This window comes from Acinetobacter sp. 197, from assembly GCF_048148385.1.
Classification (GTDB): Bacteria; Pseudomonadota; Gammaproteobacteria; order Pseudomonadales; family Moraxellaceae; genus Acinetobacter; species Acinetobacter pecorum.
This window is the reverse complement of the sequence record NZ_JAYWZK010000006.1, coordinates 40,798-65,490: the sequence shown is the minus strand read 5'-3', so window position 1 is coordinate 65,490 and position 24,693 is coordinate 40,798. Positions and strand designations below refer to the sequence as shown.

23 protein-coding genes are annotated in these 24,693 nt (G+C 39.1%); 17 read left to right on the top strand and 6 right to left on the bottom strand.

Annotated features, from left to right (window positions below; translation table 11 throughout):
• The first annotated feature begins 7 nt into the window (after positions 1-7).
• The 6 genes from VXQ11_RS07600 to VXQ11_RS07575 all read left to right on the top strand — a co-directional run bounded on the left by VXQ11_RS07600 (position 8) and on the right by VXQ11_RS07575 (position 7,139).
• Complete coding sequence (locus VXQ11_RS07600; protein WP_416705758.1) at positions 8-4,531, top strand: translocation/assembly module TamB domain-containing protein; 4,524 nt, start codon at positions 8-10, stop codon at positions 4,529-4,531.
• A 318-nt stretch (positions 4,532-4,849) separates the two neighbouring features.
• A complete protein-coding gene (locus tag VXQ11_RS07595) occupies positions 4,850-5,053 on the top strand; it encodes a hypothetical protein (RefSeq protein WP_064102676.1) in 204 nt (67 codons plus the stop codon).
• Positions 5,054-5,315: 262 nt separating this feature from the next.
• A complete protein-coding gene (locus VXQ11_RS07590; protein WP_416705757.1) occupies positions 5,316-5,585 on the top strand; it encodes a hypothetical protein in 270 nt (89 codons plus the stop codon).
• A gap of 150 nt (positions 5,586-5,735) precedes the next feature.
• Positions 5,736-5,885, top strand: a complete 150-nt coding sequence (locus tag VXQ11_RS07585; RefSeq protein ID WP_171255309.1) for a hypothetical protein — start codon at positions 5,736-5,738, stop codon at positions 5,883-5,885.
• Positions 5,886-6,033: 148 nt separating this feature from the next.
• Positions 6,034-6,315, top strand: coding sequence for a hypothetical protein (locus VXQ11_RS07580; protein ID WP_416705756.1), 282 nt, complete (start codon positions 6,034-6,036; stop codon positions 6,313-6,315).
• Between the two features lie 623 nt (positions 6,316-6,938).
• Complete coding sequence (locus VXQ11_RS07575; RefSeq protein ID WP_064096485.1) at positions 6,939-7,139, top strand: hypothetical protein; 201 nt, start codon at positions 6,939-6,941, stop codon at positions 7,137-7,139.
• 223 nt (positions 7,140-7,362) lie between these two features.
• On the opposite strand, the gene xseB is transcribed toward VXQ11_RS07575, so the two are convergent.
• Together xseB and xseA are read right to left on the bottom strand one after the other, a co-directional pair.
• Positions 7,363-7,557: an exodeoxyribonuclease VII small subunit gene (gene xseB, locus VXQ11_RS07570; protein WP_064096484.1), complete on the bottom strand. Its 195-nt coding sequence runs from the start codon at positions 7,555-7,557 to the stop codon at positions 7,363-7,365.
• A complete protein-coding gene (gene xseA, locus VXQ11_RS07565; RefSeq protein ID WP_416705755.1) occupies positions 7,547-8,818 on the bottom strand; it encodes an exodeoxyribonuclease VII large subunit in 1,272 nt (423 codons plus the stop codon). Before xseA ends, xseB begins: the two co-directional genes overlap by 11 nt.
• A gap of 348 nt (positions 8,819-9,166) precedes the next feature.
• On the opposite strand from xseA, the gene VXQ11_RS07560 reads away from it, so the two are divergent.
• The 8 genes from VXQ11_RS07560 (at position 9,167) to VXQ11_RS07525 (ending at position 15,659) form a co-directional block, all read left to right on the top strand.
• Complete coding sequence (locus VXQ11_RS07560; protein WP_064096667.1) at positions 9,167-9,601, top strand: I78 family peptidase inhibitor; 435 nt, start codon at positions 9,167-9,169, stop codon at positions 9,599-9,601.
• 113 nt (positions 9,602-9,714) lie between these two features.
• On the top strand, positions 9,715-10,074 hold the full coding sequence (locus tag VXQ11_RS07555; RefSeq protein WP_064096482.1) for a hypothetical protein: 360 nt from the start codon (positions 9,715-9,717) through the stop codon (positions 10,072-10,074).
• A gap of 206 nt (positions 10,075-10,280) precedes the next feature.
• Positions 10,281-10,550, top strand: coding sequence for a hypothetical protein (locus tag VXQ11_RS07550; protein WP_064096481.1), 270 nt, complete (start codon positions 10,281-10,283; stop codon positions 10,548-10,550).
• Positions 10,551-10,847: 297 nt separating this feature from the next.
• Positions 10,848-13,487 carry a bifunctional aconitate hydratase 2/2-methylisocitrate dehydratase gene (locus VXQ11_RS07545; RefSeq protein WP_064096480.1) on the top strand — a complete coding sequence of 880 codons (2,640 nt, stop codon included), beginning with the start codon at positions 10,848-10,850 and terminating at the stop codon, positions 13,485-13,487.
• Between the two features lie 75 nt (positions 13,488-13,562).
• Positions 13,563-14,555 (top strand): restriction endonuclease, encoded by a 993-nt coding sequence (locus VXQ11_RS07540; RefSeq protein WP_416680610.1) that lies wholly within the window; start codon positions 13,563-13,565, stop codon positions 14,553-14,555.
• A 24-nt stretch (positions 14,556-14,579) separates the two neighbouring features.
• The gene (locus tag VXQ11_RS07535) at positions 14,580-14,804 is read left to right on the top strand and encodes a hypothetical protein (RefSeq protein WP_416680609.1); all 225 of its coding nucleotides are present in this window, start codon (positions 14,580-14,582) and stop codon (positions 14,802-14,804) included.
• Between the two features lie 21 nt (positions 14,805-14,825).
• The gene (locus tag VXQ11_RS07530; RefSeq protein WP_416705754.1) at positions 14,826-15,368 is read left to right on the top strand and encodes a hypothetical protein; all 543 of its coding nucleotides are present in this window, start codon (positions 14,826-14,828) and stop codon (positions 15,366-15,368) included.
• 72 nt (positions 15,369-15,440) lie between these two features.
• Complete coding sequence (locus VXQ11_RS07525) at positions 15,441-15,659, top strand: hypothetical protein (protein ID WP_416680607.1); 219 nt, start codon at positions 15,441-15,443, stop codon at positions 15,657-15,659.
• A 147-nt stretch (positions 15,660-15,806) separates the two neighbouring features.
• Here VXQ11_RS07525 and VXQ11_RS07520 read toward each other — a convergent pair whose 3' ends face one another.
• Entirely contained in the window at positions 15,807-17,264 is a 1,458-nt protein-coding gene (locus tag VXQ11_RS07520; RefSeq protein ID WP_416680606.1) for a DASS family sodium-coupled anion symporter, read from the bottom strand.
• Positions 17,265-17,771: 507 nt separating this feature from the next.
• Here VXQ11_RS07520 and VXQ11_RS07515 point away from each other — a divergent pair.
• Together VXQ11_RS07515 and gltS are read left to right on the top strand one after the other, a co-directional pair.
• Positions 17,772-18,704 carry an IS5-like element IS17 family transposase gene (locus VXQ11_RS07515; RefSeq protein ID WP_416705753.1) on the top strand — a complete coding sequence of 311 codons (933 nt, stop codon included), beginning with the start codon at positions 17,772-17,774 and terminating at the stop codon, positions 18,702-18,704.
• 600 nt (positions 18,705-19,304) lie between these two features.
• The gene (gltS, locus tag VXQ11_RS07510) at positions 19,305-20,528 is read left to right on the top strand and encodes a sodium/glutamate symporter (protein WP_416705752.1); all 1,224 of its coding nucleotides are present in this window, start codon (positions 19,305-19,307) and stop codon (positions 20,526-20,528) included.
• A gap of 173 nt (positions 20,529-20,701) precedes the next feature.
• On the opposite strand, the gene VXQ11_RS07505 is transcribed toward gltS, so the two are convergent.
• Positions 20,702-21,565, bottom strand: coding sequence for an alpha/beta fold hydrolase (locus tag VXQ11_RS07505; RefSeq protein WP_191730602.1), 864 nt, complete (start codon positions 21,563-21,565; stop codon positions 20,702-20,704).
• A 117-nt stretch (positions 21,566-21,682) separates the two neighbouring features.
• Here VXQ11_RS07505 and VXQ11_RS07500 point away from each other — a divergent pair, with 117 nt between their 5' ends.
• Complete coding sequence (locus VXQ11_RS07500; RefSeq protein ID WP_064095287.1) at positions 21,683-22,141, top strand: hypothetical protein; 459 nt, start codon at positions 21,683-21,685, stop codon at positions 22,139-22,141.
• A 113-nt stretch (positions 22,142-22,254) separates the two neighbouring features.
• Here VXQ11_RS07500 and VXQ11_RS07495 read toward each other — a convergent pair whose 3' ends face one another.
• Both VXQ11_RS07495 and brnQ read right to left on the bottom strand, forming a co-directional pair.
• The gene (locus VXQ11_RS07495) at positions 22,255-22,473 is read right to left on the bottom strand and encodes a hypothetical protein (RefSeq protein WP_004645284.1); all 219 of its coding nucleotides are present in this window, start codon (positions 22,471-22,473) and stop codon (positions 22,255-22,257) included.
• 587 nt (positions 22,474-23,060) lie between these two features.
• The gene (gene brnQ, locus VXQ11_RS07490) at positions 23,061-24,347 is read right to left on the bottom strand and encodes a branched-chain amino acid transport system II carrier protein (protein WP_064095288.1); all 1,287 of its coding nucleotides are present in this window, start codon (positions 24,345-24,347) and stop codon (positions 23,061-23,063) included.
• Positions 24,348-24,693: the final 346 nt, after the last annotated feature.

The window sequence follows — 24,693 nt, the reverse complement described above, 5'->3', positions numbered from 1 at the left end:
GTAGATCATGGTCGAGAACCAACCACAGCCAGAACAAGAACCACAAAATAGCGTTGTGTCGAAAAAGCGGCGTATATTCAGAAGTATCTTATTGTCAGTACTTTTCTCCCTGATTTTTCTACTGTCTGTGCTGGCCCTCTTGTTTTCGACCAATCAGGGCAGTAAATTTCTGCTGGATCAGGTGCTGCAACGCCAGCAAATTATTCATTATGAATATGAAGGCGGTAATTTATGGCGTGGGATTATCCTTAAAAATGTGCTCGTCACTTTAAAACCGGTGGATGTCAAAATTGATCGTGCTGATGTCAAACTGGGCTGGCGGGCAATTGTCAAAAAAGAAATTCATCTTACAGAGGCGGATGTTCGCAATCTGCAAATTATTAATAAAAATCCGTCTACAGGCGAACCATTCAAGTTTAATGCTATCCGCTTGCCTTTTATACTGCGTGTCGATCATCTGCTGCTGGATCATCTGGTCATTAACACCCAGACCAATGCCGTGGATTTTTACAATATTGAATTAAATGATGCACTCTGGTCCGGCACCGAATTAAATTTTGAAGACTCCCGTATGGATATGGGCTATCTTTCGCTACGTGAAGCCACGGGTAAAATGCAGTTCGAAGGCAAATATCCTCTGGATGCCACGGGTATCCTCAATCTGCCTTCTTTAAGAGAAAGCCTGAATATTCATGACATTCAGGTTCGGGTGCGTGGAACGCTAGATACTATTCAGGCAGGAGTAGCGACCAATACGCCTGATTTGTTGACGGGTTGGGTTATCGTACATCCAATGCGTCCACAGGTCCCGATGCGCGGCGAGTTACAGTTCAAGGATTATCACTGGCCTATTCTGACTGAGCAGAAACTGTTTAGCAAAGACGGGGTTGCCAAGTTTAATGGTGATATCAAGCGTCTGGATCTGAATGTTGATACTGACCTTATTGGGGAAAATATTCCGCAAGGTCAATATAATGCGGTGATGTTTACCGATCTGGTCAATCAGCTGAATATTACTGACCTGAATGGCCAGTTGATGAAAGGTGCAGTCAGCCTTGCTGGAACAGTGGGCTGGAAAGATCGGGTCAGTTGGGATCTGACGGGGCGCTTAAATGGCATTGATCCTAAACATGAGCGCATTCCGCAAGTCGTACAGGATTTCTTGCCGCCAAGTCTGGATGCCAATATTGCTTCTGCGGGTAACCTGGAAAATGGCCTGCACCTTACCGGACTGGTTGATTTCGACCGTTATGAAAGCTGGAATCTGAAGCTGGATCAAAACCCGGCCAAGGGCAATAAAGCGCAGCCGATGCTACTGGATATTGCCTGGAAAAATATTGATCGCGCCGTACCTTATGTGGGCTGGCTCAGCAGTCAGTCTGGTGATGTCAAATTGGCACTGGTTGAAGGTCAGCAGAATATTCATGTGGCGACCAAAGTCGAGCAGCATGAACAAGGTCTTTTGCCTGCAGGCATGTATCAGGCCAAGCTGAATCTGAAAAATAATATCCTGAATGTCCCAAGTTTTAATTATAATGCCAATGCACGGGCAGGTAGCTTAAGCGGTAATGCACGGATTGAACTGCCACAAGAAAAACGTCAGTTGAAGTGGACAGCGGTATTAAATGCCAAAAATTTAAATACCCAAAGTATTGCAGCAGCTTCACCGGTAGACCGTTTGAATGGCCAGATCAAGGCCAATGGCTATGCACAACCGAATCAGCAGATTATTAAACTGAATAATGTAAACCTGACCGGACGCTTGGCGGAGCAGAATGAAACTGTGCGTCTGACTGGTAACAGTACTATTGCCCTGTTATTCCATAATGAAAAAGCTGGCGGTGGATTTAAAGGCTATGCAGTCAATTATGATGGCGCTTTAAATGCTAGTCAGCTTAAAGCCAGTCAGGGCATGCTGAAACTTCGGGTTTCAGGTACACCCGAGCTACTGAAAGTCAATGAATTCCGTCATGATGGTGTGGCTGGCAAGATTAACGCGAGCGGTCTGGTCAATTTGAAGAATGGTATCGGTTGGGATATTAATGCTTCACTCATCCGCTTTAAACCACAATACTTTAATGCTCAATTGAAGGGCGAATTATCTGGCAATGTACAAACTCGTGGTGTCTGGTCAGATGCCTTAAAACGCATTCAGATTCAACGTTTGAATCTGGCCGGTATGCTGAATAATAAGCCGGTACGTGGTACAGGTAATTTATCGGTCATTATTAACTCAAATCAGCGCGGTTTTGTTCCAGAGCAATTTGAAGCCAATAACCTGTTCCTGTCTTATGCCAGCAACCAGATTCAGGCGACTGGAAATGCACAAAACCTGCAACTGAAGGTGAATGCGCCGGCATTGTATGAGTTATATCCGGGCTTAAGAGGTCGTGCGCAGGGCTATATCAATATGCAGGCGCAACCGCGTTTGCAGGCTTCGGCAAATCTTTCAATCGACAATTTTGCTTTTAAAAACCTGTTCAGCGTACAGAAAGTCCGTATTCGTGGACAGTTGCCAACATCGCAGACTACACCAACCTTATTAACTGCAACAATGGATCGCTTGCGTAATGGCTCACGGGAAATTGTTCGAGGCGAAGTATCACTCGTCGGCACACGTTCTGCGCATATACTTAAAGTTCAGGCAGAAAATAAACTGTCAAAATTCTTTGTTCAGCTGGCTGGTGGCTTTAATGCACAAAATAACTGGCTGGGTCAGATTCAAAAAGGTGACTTCGACTCTTTGCGCGCCCATTTGGTGCAGCGTCAAAATGCGGCAGTGATTTATAATACTGCCCAGTCTAGTCTGTTTATCGGTGCTCATTGCTGGATGAGTCAACAAAGCCAGTTGTGTTTTGATCAGCCGATCCGGGTCAATAAAACTGGAGGTAGTGTCTCTTTTATTACCCAAAACCTTGATCTGGAAGATTTCAGCGCATTCCTGCCTGATGGATTGGCGTTGACAGGTAAAGTCAATGGTTATGCCAAGGCAGCTTGGGCACAAGGGGCTAAACCAAAAATTGATGCACGTCTGGTCACCCGAAATGGCGTTGTAGGTTTATCTTCTGAAGACCCGGAATATTTAGGTTCTACGCTAAAATACGATGAAGTTGGCTTGGTAGCAAAAAGTGTGGCACAAGGCTTGCAGCTTCGCCTGGATGTAAAAACTCCAGATATAGGTGCAGGTTATGCCAATGTGATTATTGACCCATATCGGGACAGCAAACCGATGCGTGGCGAAATTGCCTTTAACCAGGTACAGCTCAAGGTCTTTAAACCATTTATTGAGGACATTCGTAATCTGGACGGGACTTTATCCTATGCCGGAAAGATTGGTGGCACTTTAACGGATCCTTTGCTGGAAGGTGAGCTTCGGGTCAAAGATGCCTCGATCAGTATGATTTCTTTGCCGGTGAATCTGACCAATGTACAACTATATTCATCCATACGTCAGAACTCTGCCAGCATTAATGGGGCATTTAACAGTGGTCAGGGTGTCGGCAAATTAACCGGTTCAGTCGACTGGAAAGGTGATCCAAGGGTACAGTTAAAACTGCAAGGTGAAAATCTGCTGATTCGTCAGGCACCATTAATTACGGCCATGGTGACGCCTGATCTGACCTTGGACATGTATCCATTTAATAAAAAACTGAGTTTAAGTGGCACGGTAGATGTACCGCGTGCACTGATTTCAATGCCTGAAGCTTCGGAACCGGTAGTCGGCTTATCCCCAGATGTACGTGTCGTGCGTGAAGGTGAGGATCAACTGGCGATTTTGAGAGCGGCACGTCCATGGGATATCCGGGCGGATGTGGCTGTTTCTTTGGGTAATCAGGTGATCTTCCAGGGCTTTGATAGTCGTATCCCGCTATTAGGCCGAGTGAACCTGTCACAGCGTGGTCTGGAAACCGCAATGCGCGCCAATGGTGCAATCGGGGTATCACAACGGGTGAAAATCGAAGCCTATGGTCAGAGTCTGGATTTGAATCGTGCCATCGCGCGTTTTAATGGTGAACTCACCAATCCGACGCTAGACATTGATGCCAATAAAATGGTTCAGGGTAGTACGGTTGGGGTGCGCGTAACGGGTACTGCATCGAGTCCAAGCATTCAGATTTATAATGATGCGGGCTTGTCAGAGCAGGAAGCCTTAAATGCCTTGATTACCGGTCGTATCAATGAAGGTGCATCTGGTTTAAACCAGACTGAAGGATTCAGGTCTGATGTAAATAATACGATCGCTGCCGCAGGTATCAGTCTGGGCTTGGGTGGTACCCGTGCACTGACTAACCAGATTGGGCGTAGTTTTGGCTTGAGTGGCTTAGCCTTGGATGCACAGGGAACAGGAGATGATACGCAGGTTTCTGTGACTGGTTACATTACGCCAGATCTCTATCTTCGTTATGGAGTTGGGGTATTTACACCAGTAAATAAACTGACTTTACGTTATCAGGTAAATCAGCGTCTTTACTTAGAAGCTAGTCAGTCCTTAGAGCGTGCAATAGACTTGTTCTATAACTGGCGCTTCTAAGCGCAGTAAAAAGCCCTCAACTGAGGGCTTTTTATGTAGAAAATTTTTATTTATCATAAAATCATCCAGTTTAAGTATCAATCAGTGGAAACAATGAATGTCTAAAATTAAGCTCAATAGAAATAAATAATTCATCCAACATGACTAAATCCTGGCGATTTTATCTCCTAAGAAAGTTAAATACTTCTTATGTTATGACCCCAATAAAATATAAAAAATTAATTAAAAGATAGAATAACTGCCTAAAAATCAATAAACCCATAATAAAATTAGGTGTATATTGGAAATACAATTTTTTTTGTATAAGAGCATCTTTGTATGTCGACTAAATTTATCATCCGTTTTGCTGCGATACTATTTTCTATACTTATTTTGACTGCATTAGTTATTAAATTTTTCTTTAGCCCAGATGTAACCATCGTGCTATGGATTTTTGCTGTGCCTTTCATTTTAGGTATACCAATTTTAGCTTCTGTGGTATTGGCCACCAATGAAGAGCTGGACCTTCATAGCGTGAATTAGAATCTAATCTTGAGCTAAAAGTTAGAGTAGCCGCCATTTTGGTGAATTTATTCCTAATAAATTTTTTAAGTAATACACGACATCTTAGTACGTCAAAAAATGAGTGTATGTATATGCTCATTTTTTATGGCTTTATCTGATAGTTTTGATTTAAGCTTGTAATTATCTAATTTACATAAACCCTAAGAAATAGTGGAATATTCCAATCCTTACTCATTCAATATAGGGATTCATCATAACTCATTATTTTAGAGAAAAAAGAATGCCTAGAAATAACTATTTGCCAGCTCTAGAACAAGTTTATGAATTTTTAATAGAGCGTCCAAATTTTAAAAATCAAAGCGAATTTGATAAATCAATAGAGTATTTTAAAACTCTACATGAAAGTGATCCTCTGGATTTTAGGGTTCAAACACCTCATGTTGTAGCAGGAAAATTTGGTGCTAAAGAAATCATAAGTTTAGGATCTATGCCAAAATTCACTGATAAAGAAAATTTCATTAACTGGATTGATGCGCAGATTAACTGTTAAGTTTTCACACTGACTCATCATAGGCTGGATTCTAGTTATTATTCATACATTCAGTAACATGTAGTACAGAAAATAATCAAAACTGGATTGGAAAGCTACAAACTTGAATGATAACTTTATATTTAAATCTTCCCGGTGATGAGGTAAACAATGAAGTTGTTAACTTTGGTAGGTATGGGAGTTGCAGCAAGTTATTGTTATAAAACTATGAAAAATGGCAAGCTCGCTCTTTCAAAGCCTGACTTTGATGAAAGTGTAAAACGGTTTGTCTTGCAAGAATTTGCAGCTTCACATTCCTGATTTTTTTATAAAAAGGCTCATAAAATAGTGAGCTTTTTTATTTTCTAAAAGCTTATAACTTTAATATTCATATTAAAAGCAGTTTTATTATACTCAGCGTGCTATAAAGCTATTACATTGGCTATTTTAAATAATTAAATGAGAAAAAATGGGCGATGAAGATGAATGGTGTGAACTTATATATTCTGAGGCTTTAAGACTACACAAAACATCACGTTATAAGGCAATTGATAAACTTAGATTCTTTGCCTTGATTTTAGAATTATTCGTCGAGATGCGCAACGATGAGGCAACTATTCAGATAAAGACAGTAAATATCAAGTTTAAGTTAAGATCTAAGAATTATATTTTTTGGGTGTTTGAAATTCCTGATTATCAGGATAAAAGATTATTTATGCCATATATGTATCGTCAATTAAGTAAATTTTGAAGTATATTGATGGTTAAAATCTTTAATTAATTCAACAACTATAGCTATTAATTATGCAACTATAGTTTTTTTATATGCTTATGGATGATTATATATTTTTATTTAGAAATTGCCTATGCTCTGCATGTTGTTCATTTTAACAACATACCTGAATCAGCGCAAAATTGAGGAAGGGGAAAGCCTATCGCTAGATAGGCTTTTTTTTAGATGTACATTTCATTCAATGAAATGTAATTTAAAGTGAATATAAAGGTGAAGATTATTAATACTCTTTATATTCTATTTATAAATTTGAAATGCTATATATGTTTTACGAAAAATAAGAAAATGTACATAAGATACAGATACTGAATACAGTATTAGCCTGCTTATTCAAAAGGTTAAAGAGGCTTTTTAATTGAAAAACTGATGTAATCTTATATTAAGAAACTCTATATTCTATAGCTGTAGTTTCTTTCAGTTTATGCCTTCCTTTCTAAGGAGGATTTTTTGAACAGAGAAGATCAAAATTCAAACCTCTATTTTGTTTATTCAGTTACACAAATGATCATCGTTAACTATTGAATGAATCCTGTAAATATTTGAGCATGATATTTTCTTGGTTAAATAAATGAGGGACCGCCATGATAGATGAAGAAAAGCCGTTGAACTTTGACGATGATAATGTGCCTCAAGATTTTGAAGATGAAGAGTTTATCGATGATCAGAAAGAGGATGAAATGTACAACGCTATTACCAAAGACGGTTCAAGTGTTGATCCTGCAGATGACGGGACACGTCATATTCGACCTGAAGATGGCGACCCGATTGAAATAGAAGAGTAATAAAAAGCCCAATTTAATATTGGGCTTTTTATTGTATGGTAGAAGAAATATGAGCTGCAGTATTTTTCATTTAATGAGTCAAGCTATTGAGTAAAAAATACCTAAAAAAATGATCACTAATCTTATTTTTCATCTTCATAAAAAGCTCTCCATTACGAGATCTTCTAGATCAGATCAAATAAAACAATAAATAGCCGAAGTTATCTTTTGAGTGAAAAAAGATTTACTCTTTAAAGGTCTCATTGAGAGCGGTTTGCACCGCTTCAACGCGTGCTTTACAGGCCTTATATGCAGTCATGGATTCTTCCACGATTCTCATTAAGTTGTCGATATCTGGTTCTTGCTGGGATTCCAGCAGTTCCGCATTCTTTTTCAAGATGTTATAACCTTCTTCAAAGCTTAAAGTATCATGATTCATGAGGAAGTACCTGTATGAGCTGTGCTGAAAATAGGCCATCGTGTAATTCAATCTGAACAGGCTGCTGATTATCAATTTGAGTAATTGAACTCATCACATGATCTTGCTGGCGAACGATGGCATAACCTTTGGATAAAACGTGTTGAGGGTTTTGTAGCAGCGTTTCTCGCATCAGGGCATCAAGCTGCTGATTCATGAGTTGGGTATGCTGCTGGGCTAGACTGGCAGTATTAGACTTGATCTGTTGCAGACGTTGCAGGGCATCGAGAATCTGGTTATTGGCCAGAGTTTGAATCAGTTTAAAAAAATGATCATTCTGGTTCTGGTAAGCCTGAATTTGCTGTTGAGATAAACGCTGAATCCGCTGTAAATAATTCAAGACATCTTGTGTGAGTTCGACTATATGATTGCGAATTCCGGCGATGACTTTACTCGGAGTATCAAAGGAGCGATGCGCAATCTCATCCAGAATGGTGTGGTCTTTTTCATGTCCGATGCCGACCCAAATGGGTACCGAGCGTTTACAGAGCAGGGCAGCCAGATCATAATCATTTAAATAAGCCAGATCATTGACTGCTCCGCCACCCCGAATAATGACGATTAAATCTGGCGCAGTGTCATAGGTTTGCGCCCATTGTTTAAGTGCTTGTGCCAGACTTTGCATAATATTTTGAGGGGCCGTATTTCCCTGAAAAGTCGCACTGTGATAAATAAACTCACACACTTGTGCTCGCTGTAATGCATCGGCATCTTTTCTAAAATCTCCAAGTCCTGCTGCATTTTCGGGAGAAATTACTAAAACCCGGTTTAGATCAAAGGGACTGGGCAAATTTTTATTACGCTGAATGAGTCCTTCAGCCGTCAACCGCTCGACAATCTGCTGGTAGCGCCGGGCAATATCTCCCAACGTGTAGCTTGAGTCAATTTCGACGATATTTAATGAAAATCCATACTGTGGATCGAAATTGGCTTTGACCTTAATCAGCACTTTTAGGTCTCGACTCAGTTCAATCCCGCTTTCACGTTCAAACTGCGAGACCATTTTCTGGGCACTAAATTTCCAGATGGTTGCACGGCAACTGGCAATGACCTGATCGCTATCCGCTTCTTTTTCTGCCAGCTCAAGATAATAATGGCCGGCTTTAATGCTTAAATTTCGAATCTCGGCTTTGACCCATACCGGCGTATCGAAAGTGTGTTTGACCACTTCCTGCACCGTAGCAAGATATTCCTTAAGGGAGAGTTGAGGATCGTCTGTCATGCTAATAGAAAGTTTAAAATTCAATCAAATCTTAAATCAATCCCGTTGAGATCACAAATTTAAAAGTAAGAATAGATAGGAGTGATGTAATTACAATGTAATTCTTTTGGAATGTATAAATATCTACATGGGATGATTAATTGATTGTATTTTATTCTAAAGCAATTTTTTTATTTGATATGTATTCTTTTAATCGAGATTTCAAAGCATTATAGAGCCTAATTTATTGCTGTTTTATTTTCAGTTTTTAATAATTAGAAAGGCTAAAAATCTATACAGACTTCAGCCTGATGGTGATTAAAAAATATGCTAGATTGACAAAGAATGATTAAGAAAGAATTAGCTCTCATGAAAAAAACAATACTGTTTAGTATATTAGCTATCACTTTAAGCGCATGTACTACCATGCCATCATCAGAAAAGGAAACTCCTAAATTAGGGATGGCAAATCCCGCAAGTGAGTATTGTGTCAAGCAGGGTGGTAAGATTGAAATCCGCACTGAAAGTAAGGGGCAGGTTGGATATTGTCATTTAAAGAATGGTCAGGTTGTCGAGGAGTGGGAGTTGCTGCACTTGAATCAACCTAAATGTATTGCTGATCAGGCAACGGCTTTGGTCGGTCAATCTAATCTGACTGAAGAACAAATCAAGCAAAAAACCAAAGCACAAATTGTACGTATGGTCGAACCGGGACAAGCAGTAACCATGGATTATCGTGAAGAACGGGTGACTGTAACGGTGGATCCTGTAAGTAAAAAGATTATTCAGGCCTCATGCGGGTAATCATGCAGATTGAAGAAATCCGTTGAGGAGTTTTTTAAAATTTAGCATGACCGGCATTTTGAAATGACAAATCTTCTCCGATCTTTTATATTGCCCCTCGGAAGGAGAAATTCATGAAAAAGTTATTGGCTTTATCGTTTATGCTGGCTCTGGCTGGTTGTGCCGAGAAGAAACCCTTAACCCCTGAAGAGCAGTGGCAAGGTTATTGTCGAAGTGTCGGTAATGCAGCGCGTACCATTATGCTGGATCGTCAGAATGCAATTGAGAAAGAAAAAGCAATCGAGCATGCCAACAAGATTGACGATGAAACCACTAAAGGTTTTATACTGGATATTATTGATGAAGTTTATGCGCTTCCAGAAGCTGAGATCAAGACAGATGTAAAAGCAGCTCGTGAAAAAGTTCGCGCTGAATTTACTGCAAAGTGTATTGCGACTCCGCATGATGAATTACCAGATTACAAACCGTTCTAAGGAACGGTTTTTTTATGAATAACTAAAATCACTCGGTAAATATTACAACTACAAGATATTTAACCATCAACATTTAAAATACGACTGAATAAAAATAGCCTAAGCAAACGCACACTTTGTGACAATTTCTAAATCTCAAATATAGAAAAGCTTATCTTAATACTGAATAATGAACTCAACTCCAATTAACCGAGGAGTAGCACTATATGGAAGTCGTAAGATATTTGCATCATTCGGATCTGCTATTAGAAGATGAACATGGTGTAGTGATTATTGGCGGAAGCCGCTATGTACTCAGCATCGGTGATAAAGTCATTTTAAAGAAGATGCTAGAACAGGATAAAAAGCTTTATCAGATAGATATTTCCTTTGCCAGCAATAATCACAGTACAACCTGTGAAGATGAATGTGTGGTGAAATTCCAAGGCTGCCGCAACTCATATCAGCAGTATTTAAACTCAACCACTGTACACTAAGGTGGAGTATCTTTTTCACTTCAAATCAGGCAACATCATGGTTGCCTTTTTTATACATTAAATTCCGTTAAAAGAGTCAATTCATGCGCTCGTTTCATGTGGTGTAAGCTGGAACTGATTATGGAATAATCATTAAGGGCATCATTTAGTTATAAAATAACGAGCATCACAAAGAAACACTTGAGTTGCATTAACTTTTAACTGGAAATTTAGTAAAATTTCGGAGTCCATATTATTTGTGAAGCTTGAAATAAGCAGGAATTCATAAGTAATTTTTTAAAAAAGAGGAATAACACTGTGCTAGAAGCTTACCGCCAACACGTTGAAGAACGTGCCGCACTCGGAGTCCCACCGAAGCCACTTGACGATGCCCAAACTGCTGCATTAGTTGAACTACTAAAAAATCCGCCAGCTGGTGAAGAAGCATACTTGGTAGATTTGCTTGAAAACCGTGTACCAGCAGGTGTTGACCAAGCTGCATATGTAAAAGCTGCGTTCTTAGCTGCATTGGCAAAAGGCGAAGCAACCTCTCCACTTGTTTCTAAAGAACGTGCTGTTTACTTACTGGGCACTATGCTTGGTGGTTATAACGTAGCGCCTTTAGTTGAACTTTTAGACAATACCGAGCTTGCTGAACTTGCAGCTGAAGCATTGAAAAAAACGCTTCTTGTATTTGACGCGTTCCATGACGTTGCTGACAAAGCACGTGCAGGCAATGAAAATGCGAAAGCAGTTCTTCAATCATGGGCAGATGCTGAATGGTTCACAAACCGTCCAGATGTTCCTGAAGAAATCAAACTGACAGTTTTCAAAGTCACTGGCGAAACCAACACTGATGACCTGTCTCCAGCTCAAGACGCTTGGAGCCGTCCAGACATTCCATTGCACGCAAATGCAATGCTGAAAAACGAACGTGATGGTATCAACCCAGAAGTTCCGGGTGAAGTTGGTCCATTAAACCAGATCAAAGAACTGATCGCGAAAGGCAACAAAGTTGCTTACGTAGGTGACGTTGTTGGTACAGGTTCATCTCGTAAGTCTGCTACTAACTCTGTACTTTGGTTCTTCGGTGACGAAATTCCGCACATTCCGAACAAGAAAGAAGGCGGTTACTGCCTGGGTTCTAAAATTGCTCCAATTTTCTTCAACACAATGGAAGACGCTGGTGCGTTACCAGTTGAAATCGATGTAGCAAACATGAACATGGGCGACGAGATCACCCTTAAGATCGACAAAGCTGCTGCTAAAGTAACTGCGTTCAAAGACGGCGCGCAAATTGCTGAAGCTGATCTTAAAACTCCAGTACTTCTAGACGAAGTTCGTGCCGGTGGTCGTATTAACCTGATCATTGGTCGTGGTTTGACTACTAAAGCGCGTGAAGAATTAGGTCTTCCTGTTTCTACACTGTTCCGTACGCCTGTACAACCTGCTGCAACTGGCAAAGGCTTCACCCTTGCTCAGAAGATGGTTGGTCGTGCTTGTGGTCTTCCAGAAGGTCAAGGTGTTGTTCCAGGTACTTACTGTGAACCACGTATGACAACTGTTGGTTCTCAAGATACAACAGGTCCAATGACGCGTGACGAACTTAAAGATCTTGCTTGCCTAGGCTTCTCTGCTGACCTGGTTATGCAATCTTTCTGTCACACAGCTGCGTATCCAAAACCAGTTGACGTTCAAATGCAACACACACTTCCTGATTTCATCATGAACCGTGGTGGTGTTTCTCTACGTCCAGGTGACGGTATTATCCACTCTTGGTTAAACCGTATGCTTCTTCCAGATACAGTTGGTACTGGTGGTGACTCACATACTCGTTTCCCAATCGGTATTTCATTCCCTGCGGGTTCTGGTCTGGTAGCGTTCGCTGCTGCAACTGGTGTTATGCCACTTGACATGCCAGAGTCTGTTCTTGTGAAGTTCAAAGGTAAAATGCAACCTGGTATCACACTACGTGACCTGGTACATGCAATTCCTTACGTAGCGATCCAAGAAGGTGACCTGACTGTTGAGAAGAAAGGTAAGAAAAACATCTTCTCTGGCCGTATCCTTGAGATCGACCTGACAGAAATGGAAACTGACCTGACTGTTGAGCAAGCATTCGAACTTTCTGATGCTTCTGCTGAACGTTCTGCTGCTGGTTGTGCGATCACTCTTTCTGAAGAGAAAGTTGCGGAATACCTACGTTCTAACATCACTATGCTGAAATGGATGATTTCACAAGGCTATGGCGATGCTCGTACTATGGCGCGCCGTGTTGAGAACATGGAAAAATGGTTGGAAAATCCATCACTTCTTAAAGCTGATGCTGATGCTGAATACACTAAAGTGTACGAAATCGACCTTTCTACGATTACTGAACCAGTTCTTTGCTGCCCGAACGACCCAGATGATGCAAAACTTCTTTCTGACGTTCAAGGCGTGAAAATTGATGAAGTATTCATCGGTTCTTGTATGACTAACATCGGTCACTTCCGTGCAGCTGGTAAACTTCTAGACAAAGTTCCTGGTGGTTCTTTATCTACTCGTCTATGGTTGGCTCCTCCAACACGTATGGACGAACACCAGTTGATGGAAGAAGGTTTCTACAATACTTATGGTAAAGCTGGCGCTCGTACAGAAATGCCAGGCTGTTCATTATGTATGGGTAACCAGGCACGTGTAGCACCGAACACGACTTGTGTATCGACTTCTACTCGTAACTTCCCGAACCGTCTAGGTCAAGGTGCGAACGTTTACCTGGCATCTGCTGAGCTTGCATCTGTTGCTGCTGTATTGGGTAAATTACCTTCTCCAGAAGAATACCAACAGTACGCTGCTCAAATCGACAGCATGTCTGCTGACATCTACCAATACTTGAACTTCGACAAGATGAGCGAGTATACAGATGCTGCTAAAGACATCGATACCAAGAAAATTGCTGCTGCTCAATTAGCTTAATTTGTTGATAATTAAATTAATTTGAGTTAAGAATAAGGGCTGAGTAATCAGCCCTTATTTTTTAAGCAGAGTAAAATGAAAAAATATTTAATGGTTAGAAGTCCGGAATCTTTAATAAGAGAAAACAAAATTGGTTATGGTTGGAAACAAATTAATTTTTCAGTTCATAAAAATATAAAATCTGTAATTGCAGAAATCATTGAAAAAAATGGTTCTATTGGTCGTATGACTAATCAAGTTAAAAATTATTTTGAAATAAAAAGTGAAGATATTGTTGTTGTTCCTTTAGGTCGAAAAATTGCAATTGCTAAAGTTGTGGGGACCAAGCATTATGATCCTTCTTTTAATGAGGGTCATGGAGCCAATCAGGTTGAGGTGGAATTTTTTAGAAAAGATGGAAAAGTTATTTTTATTCCACGTTCAAAATTAAAAGAAAATCTAGAAAGTCGATTAAAACTTCGAACCACAATAGGTGACCTTACAAAATTTTCTCAAGAAATTGATCATATCATTCAGAATATAAATGAGTTTGGTGGCTTTGATATAAAAAATAGTTTTCAAGAAAAAAGTGATCAATATGAAAAAGAGTTTAAGGCTGAATTACTAAATGCTTTATGGAAAGGAAATACACGATTAAAAGCTGGTGGAAGAGGGTTAGAAGAACTTGTTAAAGAGCTATTAGAAATAGAAGGTTATTCAAGTGTAGATATTTTGGATAAGAAAAATGGGGAAGGAATTGCAGATATAGATATTCAGGCAACTTCAGAAAAAAATCCGTTTTTGAAAGATATTCTTGTTCAAGTAAAGCATCATAGGGGTGAGACGAGCAAGCATGCAATTAATCAATTAATTGCATATGAAAAAGAGACGGCAGCTAATGCTTATAAGTGGGTAATAACTACAGGACGGGTTTCTGACGAGTCTAAATCATATGCTGACGAAAACCAAATCAATATTATGGAAGGTGAACAGCTTGTAGATTGGATTTATACGAATGTAGATAAGCTTAAGGGTGCTACAAAAGAAGCTTTAGGGATAGTAGATGTACCCAAATTAAGTTGGGCGTAAAATTTGAAGTAAGAGAATAAAAAAATGAAAGACTTATTAGATGCAATTAATACGCGTGTTAAAGAGCCATATTGGGGATTTTTTCTAATATCTTTTGTAGCATTTAATTGGCGAGCTTTGTTTTTATTATGCTTCACAAATGGAACGGCAGAAGCACGATTAGATATTTTTGACTTAAATACTTCTTTTACAAATTTATTTTTATATCCAATTTTAGTTGCTCTTGCTATTACTTTATTAACACCTTAGTTAAAGGTTTTATTTGGATCGGTGTCTAGATTAGCTTATGAAAAATTAAATTCGCAAGAATTAGTTAGAGAACATAGGTATATAACTGAAAAAAATAAATTAGAAAAGGAAAGGGCAATAGAATTAGCAAATAAAGAAGAAGAATTAATTGATCAGGCTAAACGAGATGTTGATATTGATCAAATTGCTGACGAAGAAACACGCAATAAATTGAAGATGGAAATTGACAAATTACGGCAAGAGCGAAATCAATTGGTTCATACTAAGGAGAATGTTGAGAATAAGAGTTTAGCTGATCTGACGGACAATGAATTTAATTTGGTAAATGAGTTGAGTAAAAGTAAAGATCATTACGTTCAAAAGAAAAGAATAAATGGGCAACATGTTCTTTTACTTAATGGCGAACAATTTAACGAAAATGATAATTCGCCAAGTTATTATAGAGTTATGGATGCAATAACGTCTTTGACAAGAAAAGGTTTGCTCAAAGACTTGAATAATGAAGGGAAACTATTTGAGCTATCGTCTGATGGGAAGAAAGTGTTATCGAAAATACTCAATTAGTGATTTTATTGCTAGATTATGAAAATATTTCATACATAATCTGGTTTGTCATTTGTTTCTTGAAATAATTAAATGCCCAAACAATCCCGCTTCCTCTGTATCGGCGGTTTCCTCAATGGAACCCAAGTCAAAGACCAAGGTGACAGCTTTGTCTGTGTCGAAAAAGGTAAAAACGTAACCTATACCAAAAAGGAAATTTTCCATCCCGATTCATGGAATCATGACTACTATGTTTGTGAAATCATCACAGACAAACAAGCTCGTAATTGGGTCTATGACATTGAAAGCTGATTAAACCGTTATTTTTATAAATTTCAGATATTAAAAAGCCCCAAGGTTAAGGGGCTATTTTATATACATCAGAAGACTATATCGTATTTGGGTTTCCTGACTGCGACTTTCACCAGATTTTCATAAATAGTCCATAATCTTTTGAATTTACCAATACCCAAGTATTTTCCACCAAATTCCGCCTAATACTATAAATATAAGCATATTGATTACACTCATGACAAAACCGGCTTTCCACCACTCACCGAGCGTTGTATAACCTGAACCGTAAATAATAGGTGAGGTCCCGGTTGCGTAATGGGTAAGTGTCATCATGATACTTGAGGCGGCGGCCATCATTAAAGCAAAATACATTGGGGGAGCACCTACTGCAATACCAGCTATGTAAAATGCTGAAAACATTGCGGTAATATGGGCAGTTGTACTGGCAAAAATATAATGGGCATACATATAAGACAATAATAAAAACATGGATGCAGGAACCCAACTCAATCCCATTTGCTCAATGCTTGCTTGTAAGGCGCTGGAAAACCATGCGATTAGTCCCAGCTTATTGAGAAAGGTTGCCATCATGACCAAGGCTGCGAACCATGTAATAGTGTCCCAGGCGCTCTTATGTGTCAAAACATCTTCCCAAGTTAGAACACCGGTGAGAAGCAAAAGTGATAATCCAATAAAAGCGGTGGTAGTTGGGTCTAATGACCATATATCACCCAGAATCATGGCTGGAATCCCTGCCCAGAGTACTAATAAAACGCCGAAGACAAACAGCATTATCATTTCATCTCTGCTGATGGGCCCCATTTCTCTTAAACGATCTTTGGCAAACTGCGCAGCATCCGGTGTCTTTTTAATTTCGGGTGGATACATGAAATAAAGTACAAGTGGCATTACAGCAAGCGCCACAATCCCGGGTAAAACCATGGCCAATGCCCATGTAGTCCAACTCAGACTAATTTGCATGTCGGTTGCATCTGCAATAAGTTGAACGATTAAAGGGTTTGGTGCAGTCGCAGTGATAAACATTGCAGACGTAATGGGATTGGAATGATAATTCACCAAAGCTAAGTATTTGCCGATTTTACCTTCCGTACCTTTTGCCGGATCGGAGTCAAAACTTGTAGCAATGGAGCGGACGATCGGGTGAATGATCCCACCGCCACGTGCAGTATTACTTGGCGTGACTGGAGCAAGAATTAATTCTGATAGGGCCATACTATAACCAATACCTATCGTTCTTTTGCCCCACACCGCAATAAAATAATAACCTAGCCGAGCTCCCAAACCTGTTTTTTGTAATCCTTTCGAGATCATGATGGATATACCAATCAACCAAATCAGTGGAAGAGCAAAGCCACTTAGCGCATCTTTAATCGCATCAGCGGGGTTATCTGATGTCACGCGTGTAACTGCAACGAGAGTAATTGCAATAATTGAAATGGCACCGATCGGCATCGCTTTACCGATAATGGCAGCAATCACACCTATGAACATGGCGAACAGCAACCAAGCATTCGCGGTAACGCCTTGTGGTATAGGAATAAGAAGCCAGATAATCAATGTGATAGCCACGGAAACTAATGTTGGTATTAATTTAAATCCCATCACGCCTTACTCCCACACATAATAATAATTATTATTTGATCATAATGATCACAACTGATATTGAAGTCTAGCGCTGGTAACATATTCTCCATAAAAAGAGCAGGGGCTTTAAAGTGGTCTCAATAAAATTTATTAAAATATTTATGTAAAATATATTTTAAATATAAATTGATAATGGTGAAGTTGATTTAAAATTAATGGATGAAAAATTTTTTAATTAGAAGGATGTTTAATGTTATAAATGGTTTTAATCCCTATTGTTTATCCCTAAAAGTATAATTTAAAGAATGATAAAATTATTCTATATAACCCTCTATTATAATAAAAATGATATTAATAAGGGTTTATTTGTTTTAAAATAATAGTTTAATAGGTTTTAAGTTTTTTATTGGGATTGATTGTTAGTAAATTGAATTTAAATGTTTTTTAAAATTATAGGTTTAATTAAATAGGGGCTTTGTTGCACAAACCTATCTGTAAAGGCTTTTTCAGCGATATAATTTTCAAATGAAGAAGCCTACACACAAAATCTACCGCACAACCAATTGGCCCGCATATAACCGAGCACTCATGAGTCGCGGAAATATTGCCATTTGGTTTGATCCTGCTACGCAATGGTATGCTCCATCAAAAGGCAAACAAGGGCGAAATCAAACCTACTCCGACGCAGCTATCCAATGCTGCTTAATGATTAAATCCTTATTCCGTCTATCTTTACGTATAGTCACTGGCTTTGTGCAAAGTCTGATTAAACTTTGCGGATTAAATTGGACCGCACCAGATTACAGTACGCTTTGTAGAAGACAAAAGCATATTGATATTGCAATCAGCTACCAAAAAAGTAGCGATGGGCTGCATCTACTCGTAGACTCTACAGGCATGAAGTTTCTAGGTGAGGGCGAATGGAAACGCAAGAAACATGGAGCTGAATATCGTCGCCAATGGCGTAAACTACATATTGGTATAGATGCCAAAACCCTACAAATACGCGCTATTCAGCTCACAACCAATAATGTCAGTGATTCACAGGTGCTTGGTGATTTACTTAATCAGATTCCACAAGATGAGCAGATTGACTCTGTTCATACCGATGGAGCTTATGACACCAAGCAATGCCGTCAGGTCATTGCAGATCGGCAAGCACATGCGGTGATTCCACCTAGAAAAAATGCGAAACCATGGAAAGATACAAAGAGTAGCTCGCTAGAGCGAAATGAATTACTTCGAACAGTTAAACGTTTAGGCAGGACATTATGGAAAAAATGGTCAGGCTATCATCGCCGCAGTTTGGTGGAAACCAAGATGCATTGCATCAAATTATTAGGCGATAAATTAATGGCAAGAAGCTTTCCTAGTCAGGTGAATGAAATTCATGCACGTGTAGCAGTCCTCAACAGATTTACGGAATTAGGTCGACCACTTACCCAAGTTACGCCTTAAATTTGGCTCAATTAGGGGCGCTTTGCATTTCAAATCTTTGTGCAACAAAGCCTTAAATAGGTAATCTTAAGCAAGTTTAGTTATGTTGGTTGTGTTTTTATTGATGGGTTTTAAATTTAATAATACTATTTTTGTGCAAAATTATAAAATTCTTATTAATAAAATATTAATATAGATGTTGGGGGTATAAATTTTATACCGTTTTTCTTATATGTTGAATATATCAAAATGGAAAAGGCAGAGAAGGTTGGTGGTTTTAGTAGATTTATCTAATTGCACATTCTAGATTTTATATTTTATTATGAGTTTTTATAATAAATCGAGATAATATATAGATTTTCTAAAAAATTAAGCAGCTTAGAATATGTTAATAAGGTATCTATTCGATCACTGGTTAATTGAAAAAATGTGTGTGTTGGAATTTTTTTAAATTAAAGTTAAGAAAACTTATAATTTGATATATTTCAAAATTTTGGAATATTTTAATTTCATTAAAGGTTTAACAAAAACAGTAAGATATATAACATTTATCTGATTGATCCACTGCTTAAAATTGCGGAAAACTACATACTAGAGGATAAATTTATTGCTGGACTGAATATGAATTATGAAATGGATGCCTTTCTGACCATTATCATCGCTGTTTTTGTTTTGATGGTCGGATTTTTGGTAGTAAACAAAATCAGAATTCTAAAACAATATAATATTCCTGAGCCTGTTGCCGGAGGGCTTGTCGCTGCAGTAATTACTTATATTTTATTTAAAAATTTTAATATTACAGTAAATTTTGATGCCAATATTCAGCAAATATTTATGCTGATGTTCTTTACCTCTGTAGGTCTCAGTGCCAGTTTGGTAAAGCTGAAAGAGGGAGGTAAGGCTCTTCTTCTATTTTTAGGTTGTGTCGTGGCTTTTGTTTTTGTGCAGAATGTCGTCGGAATCAGCTTGGCCAAGGTCTTGGGCCTAGATCCCCTGATTGGTCTGATTACAGGTTCAGTCACCCTAACCGGAGGTCATGGTACGGCCGGTGCATGGGGTATGGTTTTTGAAAGGGATTATGGTATTCAGGGTGCTGTAGTTTTAGGTATGGCCAGTGCAACTTTTGGTTTAGTCATCGGCGGTATGATGGGTGGGCCAGTGGCCAAGTTTCTGATTCGTCGTCATCAGCTGGCAGAAGAATTAGCACCAAGTTCAGGGCGAAATGAAGCCCCACCTTCATCTGAAACGGCGCCTTTTGAATACCCGGAAAAAACTCGACTGATCACAGCAGATGATGCAGTAAAAACGCTAGGCATGTTTGCGATCTGTATCAGTTTTGCCTATTTCATGACAATAGCGGCTAAAGGACAGTGGTTCGAACTTCCGTCTTTTGTATGGGCCTTGATGTGTGGAGTGATTTTACGGAACTTTCTGGAACATGTACTCAAAATTGAAATATTTGACCGGTGTATTGATGTTTTTGGAAATGCCTCATTGTCTTTATTTTTAGCTATGGCATTGATGTCATTGCAGTTATGGTTACTGGCAGATTTGGCTGGAGCATTGGTAATTATATTGATTGTACAAGCCTTTGTTCTTGCACTTTATCTATACTTTGTGACATTTAGGGTGATGGGTAAAAGTTATGATGCTGCAGTATTGTGCGCGGGACAATGTGGGGTCAATCTGGGTGCCACTCCAACAGCAATTGCCAATATTCAGGCAGTTACCAATACTTATGGACCTTCACATAAAGCTTTCCTGATCATCCCTTTAACAGGTGCTTTCTTTGTGGATATTGTGAATGCAGTGGTGATTCAGTTTATATTGAGCATCTTTGGTTAAGTTGCTGAATTTTTTCAAAAATCTATGAATATTATTTCAAAAAATTTAAGCATTAAAAAGCCCCATGGTTAGGGGCTAGTCGTATACAGGTCAAGCCCATATACTGTAAGAGGCTCATCTCAAACTGGGTGTATTAGAACACAGTCATCGTGAAATAACCACTTGAATCTGCTCTAGACCGCTAGTTGTTGTTCAATTACTGGCCATAAATTCTGATGCGATTTCTTGAACATCAGCATATGGCCAATGGTTTTATGCGCATAATTTTCAGGTTTGAGCTCAATCATCTGGGTTGATGCCTGAGGATATAGTCGTAGTAAATCCTTTACATTCTCTTCCGTGGCAATTTCGTCATCCGAGGACCAGATCGCAGTAATCGGGCAGGTGATTTGAGTATGAAAATTTGAGTCAGGTGAAACAAGTTTACCGATCGCATTGATGACATAACCCGGTTTGCTGCAAAATTGTGCCCATTGTTGTGCTACATCTTTCGGCAGGTTTTCCCCCATGCCAATTGCTTGGGTCGGGCCATAGCCTTTCGTGATCCGGGCCAGAGGGAAAATAATATTAAACATGACTGGTGCCAGCAGTTTGGTTTTACCTTTAAGTCCTTTCAAATGTCCGGTTGAACCAGACACTGCCACTACTTTAGCGACTTTAGAATAATTTGGCACAATGCCTAAAAGTTGACCGCCAGCACTATGTCCCAGTAACGTCACTTTTTCTGCATGGGTTCGCGCCAATAAAGTATCAATCGCGGCCGGAATATCCAGTTGCCCCCATTGTACAATACTGGCTTTTGAATTTTTCAACGGACCTGCCAGTGAATCACCAATTCCCCGAAAATCAAAGACCATGACTGCATAGCCTTGAGCCTGCAACCAGACACAGAATTGATGATAAAACTGCTTGGTAATGCCGGTGGCTGGACACACTAATACAGGCAGTTCTTTAGATTCAGAAATAGCTGCATAAAAACGTGCACTTAAGTTATAGCCATCCTGGCACTGCAGAGTCAATGTTTCAAATTCAGACATACGTTACACTATAATTTTAGAGTCCTGATCAAGCTTTTACTCTACAGATTTTTAGCAGGGTAGCTTGGCTAAAACATGACTTAAAAGTCAGTAAAATAATAGAGAGGGAATGAACTTATGCAGCTAATGGAGCTTGAGCTGGCCGTTAAAATAGCCATTATTTTTAGTGGAATATTCTTGTGGGTGGGAATGTTTACCGGCGTCTGGAAATATTGGCAGATTCGTCAATCACCTCAGTCACGCGCACATTATTATGTCGATATTGCTCATCGTAGCAGCCTGCTTTATGCACCAGCCACATTAATTTTAGCAGTGCTGGCATATTGTTCAGCGTTGCCAAGTGTCGTGAACTTAATTTGCGTACTCATCAATATCGTGTTTTTCAGCTTTTCTATTGCGGCTTATATGCTGCATGGTTTCCTGCAAGACACGACCAATCAGTTTAAGCAGCCTCATCAATTAGGTAAGTTTCATTTACCTGGTAGTTTAATGACTTTAGCTATGCTGGGATTAATTGTTGCAGAATTAGGCGGGACAGGAATATTGCTTTATGGGGGATTTGCTGGATTGTTTTAATGATTATTTTTAATAAGTATTCTGAAAATGTGAGAATAATTGAAATATTAAGACTCTTTTTTCACCAGATGGATGACTGGCCAATCATCCATCTGGGCTAATTTAAAATTTGATTATCTGTATTTCTGGTCGATGGCCGCCCAAAGGAAAAAGGCGGCTGAGACAATCAGTGCATAACCAAAGTATTCAAGTTTTAAATTACCTTGAATTAAACAATGGACGGTTAAAGTCAGCATGAGAGCAAAAGTGGTGCATATAAATGTCACCAGATTGGTGTTGTTGGCTTTAAGAGCGTCAATGAAGACTTGCTTGTTGAAATGTAATGATAACATCTCCATCCCTCCCATTTATTTATGTTATTGAAGATTAAAGCAGATTTAATTAGTCAGAATTGAACATACAGTTGTACTGTTTAATTCAGACCTTTGCAACTGCCCTAACAGGCTTTTCCAGTCAAAATGGCCATCTTTAGTCGAATAACTACATAATTGATTGATTATGTGAGTATTTATTTTTAATGGTTTCACCTCCAGATAGTTTGTCATACAAGCTGCGTCGAAATTCACTACGACAAGATAGAAAATGCAAATTCTACGCCAAATATATGTAGCATTAATCAGAACTATGTAAGACTACGTATCACTCGCTGGGGAACTTGGTATAGGTTGGCAACAATAGGTATCTAAAATTAGGAAATTAAAAGTTTTGTTTATATTTATATAAAAAATAAAATAATTTAAGCAGAACCTTATTTTATAAAAAGAATTTTATAGAAGGTCTAAATAGGAAAATTATAGCCGTGATTTGATGTCATTGTGTAGAAACAATAAATGTCCGTTTGGGTAAAACCTGACAATTATTGATCATGCTCAAACCGGATTTTGGGTAAAAATACGATTTATCAGACGTCCTAGAAATTTTAGTTTCTAATACGGTCAATCACAGCTGTAATCAGCAATACAATCATGGATGGAATAAACCAAGCCAGATTCTGCTCTGAAAGTGGTAGATTTTGTAACAATACGGGCAATTCAAAACCGGCAACTTTTATTCCGTCAAAAATACCAAAAATAAAGGCAACCAGGGTTACAGGAGCAATTACATGCGAGGGTTTCTTGAAGAAACTTGCACAGAAACTCAGCATAATGACACTAATCGCAGGCGGATAAATCGCACTCAATACGGGCACTGAAACGGCGATCAGTTTGGTTAAACCCAGATTTGAGATAACCAGTGAGAAGCCGACCAGAATAAAGACAAAAATCTTGTACGGAATTTTGGTTAAACTGGAGAAATACTCGGCACAGGCACAGGTCAGGCCAATTGCAGTCACCATACAGGCAATAAAAATCATGCCCGACAGGAAGTAAGCGCCCATATCGCCAAAGGCATGTTGTACATAGGCATGTAGGATAATGGCACCATTGGCTGCATTTGGCGCAATATCATGGCTACCAAGCCCAAGTTTAAACAGGCTTAAATACACCAGAGTTAAACCAATACCAGAGATAATGCCGGCATTGACCGCATATTTGGTAATCAGTTTTTTATCCGTTACACCACGTGAAGTAATGGCTTTGACAATGACAATACCGAAAACTAAAGCGCCTAAAGTATCCATGGTTAAATAACCATTCACGATGCCTTCAGTCACCGGACTGGTAATGTAATTATCAATCGCAGCAGGCGGATTGCTGGCAGGAATCATCACGGCTGCTACACCCAAAATCACCAGAGCGATAATTTTAATTGGCGAAAGGAAATAGCCGACGGTATCCAGAATCTTGTTTGGATATAAAGACACCACTGTCACTATGGCAAAATAGATAATGCTATATATGAGCAGGCTGCCAGATTCATTGCCAAAGTAAGATGAAAAACCGATTTCATAAGAAACGGTTGCAGTACGTGGGGTTGCAAATAAAGGGCCAACAGCCAAGTAACACACGACAGTCAGCAAAATACTGGCTGCTTTACCAAGAGGTGAACTTAGGGCCTGAATGGAACCTTCAACGCGAGACAGGGCAATAATGGTGATCACGGGTAAGCCCACTGCTGTAATAAGGAAACCTAAAGCAGCGAGCCATACGTGTTCACCGGCCTGTTGAGCCACAATCGGTGGAAAGATAATGTTGCCCGCACCAATAAATAATGCAAAGGTCATAAAACCTAAGGCGACAATATCCCGGGTACGCAGACTTGTCATAAAGGGAGATCAATAGAACAAAAGAAAGCAATTTTAGTGTATATGTCGAGTTTTTGGGAGCTTATTTTAAGGCGGGAAGCCTTGATTTTATTGAGTTTGCAAATTACATCACTATACATTTAAAACTTGGTAGAAATATATAATTGATAATTCTTTGGAAAATAGATTTTTCTAGGTAAATTTATAAGATTTCGGTCGATGCATTTAAAATGGGTTATTTATTGTTTGTATAAATATTCAACAGGAGAAATGCCGAGCCCTAAGAAAATTGCTGTATTAAAGGGCAAGAGGCGCGACATATTGCGTAAAAAAGGGATTATAATTCACGGATTCATAGTGAGGATAG

What these genes read in the sequence shown, in the direction of transcription:
- VXQ11_RS07525 (WP_416680607.1), top strand. Translation starts at nt 15,441, where the DNA reads ATGCCCAAACAATCCCGCTTCCTCTGTATCGGCGGTTTCCTCAATGGA.
- VXQ11_RS07580 (WP_416705756.1), top strand. Translation starts at nt 6,034, where the DNA reads ATGGGCGATGAAGATGAATGGTGTGAACTTATATATTCTGAGGCTTTA.
- VXQ11_RS07575 (WP_064096485.1), top strand. Translation starts at nt 6,939, where the DNA reads ATGATAGATGAAGAAAAGCCGTTGAACTTTGACGATGATAATGTGCCT.
- VXQ11_RS07560 (WP_064096667.1), top strand. Translation starts at nt 9,167, where the DNA reads ATGAAAAAAACAATACTGTTTAGTATATTAGCTATCACTTTAAGCGCA.
- VXQ11_RS07550 (WP_064096481.1), top strand. Translation starts at nt 10,281, where the DNA reads ATGGAAGTCGTAAGATATTTGCATCATTCGGATCTGCTATTAGAAGAT.
- gltS (WP_416705752.1), top strand. Translation starts at nt 19,305, where the DNA reads ATGAATTATGAAATGGATGCCTTTCTGACCATTATCATCGCTGTTTTT.
- VXQ11_RS07540 (WP_416680610.1), top strand. Translation starts at nt 13,563, where the DNA reads ATGAAAAAATATTTAATGGTTAGAAGTCCGGAATCTTTAATAAGAGAA.
- VXQ11_RS07520 (WP_416680606.1), bottom strand. Translation starts at nt 17,264, where the DNA reads ATGGGATTTAAATTAATACCAACATTAGTTTCCGTGGCTATCACATTG.
- VXQ11_RS07505 (WP_191730602.1), bottom strand. Translation starts at nt 21,565, where the DNA reads ATGTCTGAATTTGAAACATTGACTCTGCAGTGCCAGGATGGCTATAAC.
- VXQ11_RS07500 (WP_064095287.1), top strand. Translation starts at nt 21,683, where the DNA reads ATGCAGCTAATGGAGCTTGAGCTGGCCGTTAAAATAGCCATTATTTTT.
- VXQ11_RS07600 (WP_416705758.1), top strand. Translation starts at nt 8, where the DNA reads ATGGTCGAGAACCAACCACAGCCAGAACAAGAACCACAAAATAGCGTT.
- VXQ11_RS07555 (WP_064096482.1), top strand. Translation starts at nt 9,715, where the DNA reads ATGAAAAAGTTATTGGCTTTATCGTTTATGCTGGCTCTGGCTGGTTGT.
- VXQ11_RS07585 (WP_171255309.1), top strand. Translation starts at nt 5,736, where the DNA reads ATGAAGTTGTTAACTTTGGTAGGTATGGGAGTTGCAGCAAGTTATTGT.
- xseA (WP_416705755.1), bottom strand. Translation starts at nt 8,818, where the DNA reads ATGACAGACGATCCTCAACTCTCCCTTAAGGAATATCTTGCTACGGTG.
- brnQ (WP_064095288.1), bottom strand. Translation starts at nt 24,347, where the DNA reads ATGACAAGTCTGCGTACCCGGGATATTGTCGCCTTAGGTTTTATGACC.
- xseB (WP_064096484.1), bottom strand. Translation starts at nt 7,557, where the DNA reads ATGAATCATGATACTTTAAGCTTTGAAGAAGGTTATAACATCTTGAAA.
- VXQ11_RS07595 (WP_064102676.1), top strand. Translation starts at nt 4,850, where the DNA reads ATGTCGACTAAATTTATCATCCGTTTTGCTGCGATACTATTTTCTATA.
- VXQ11_RS07515 (WP_416705753.1), top strand. Translation starts at nt 17,772, where the DNA reads ATGAAGAAGCCTACACACAAAATCTACCGCACAACCAATTGGCCCGCA.
- VXQ11_RS07495 (WP_004645284.1), bottom strand. Translation starts at nt 22,473, where the DNA reads ATGTTATCATTACATTTCAACAAGCAAGTCTTCATTGACGCTCTTAAA.
- VXQ11_RS07535 (WP_416680609.1), top strand. Translation starts at nt 14,580, where the DNA reads ATGAAAGACTTATTAGATGCAATTAATACGCGTGTTAAAGAGCCATAT.
- VXQ11_RS07590 (WP_416705757.1), top strand. Translation starts at nt 5,316, where the DNA reads ATGCCTAGAAATAACTATTTGCCAGCTCTAGAACAAGTTTATGAATTT.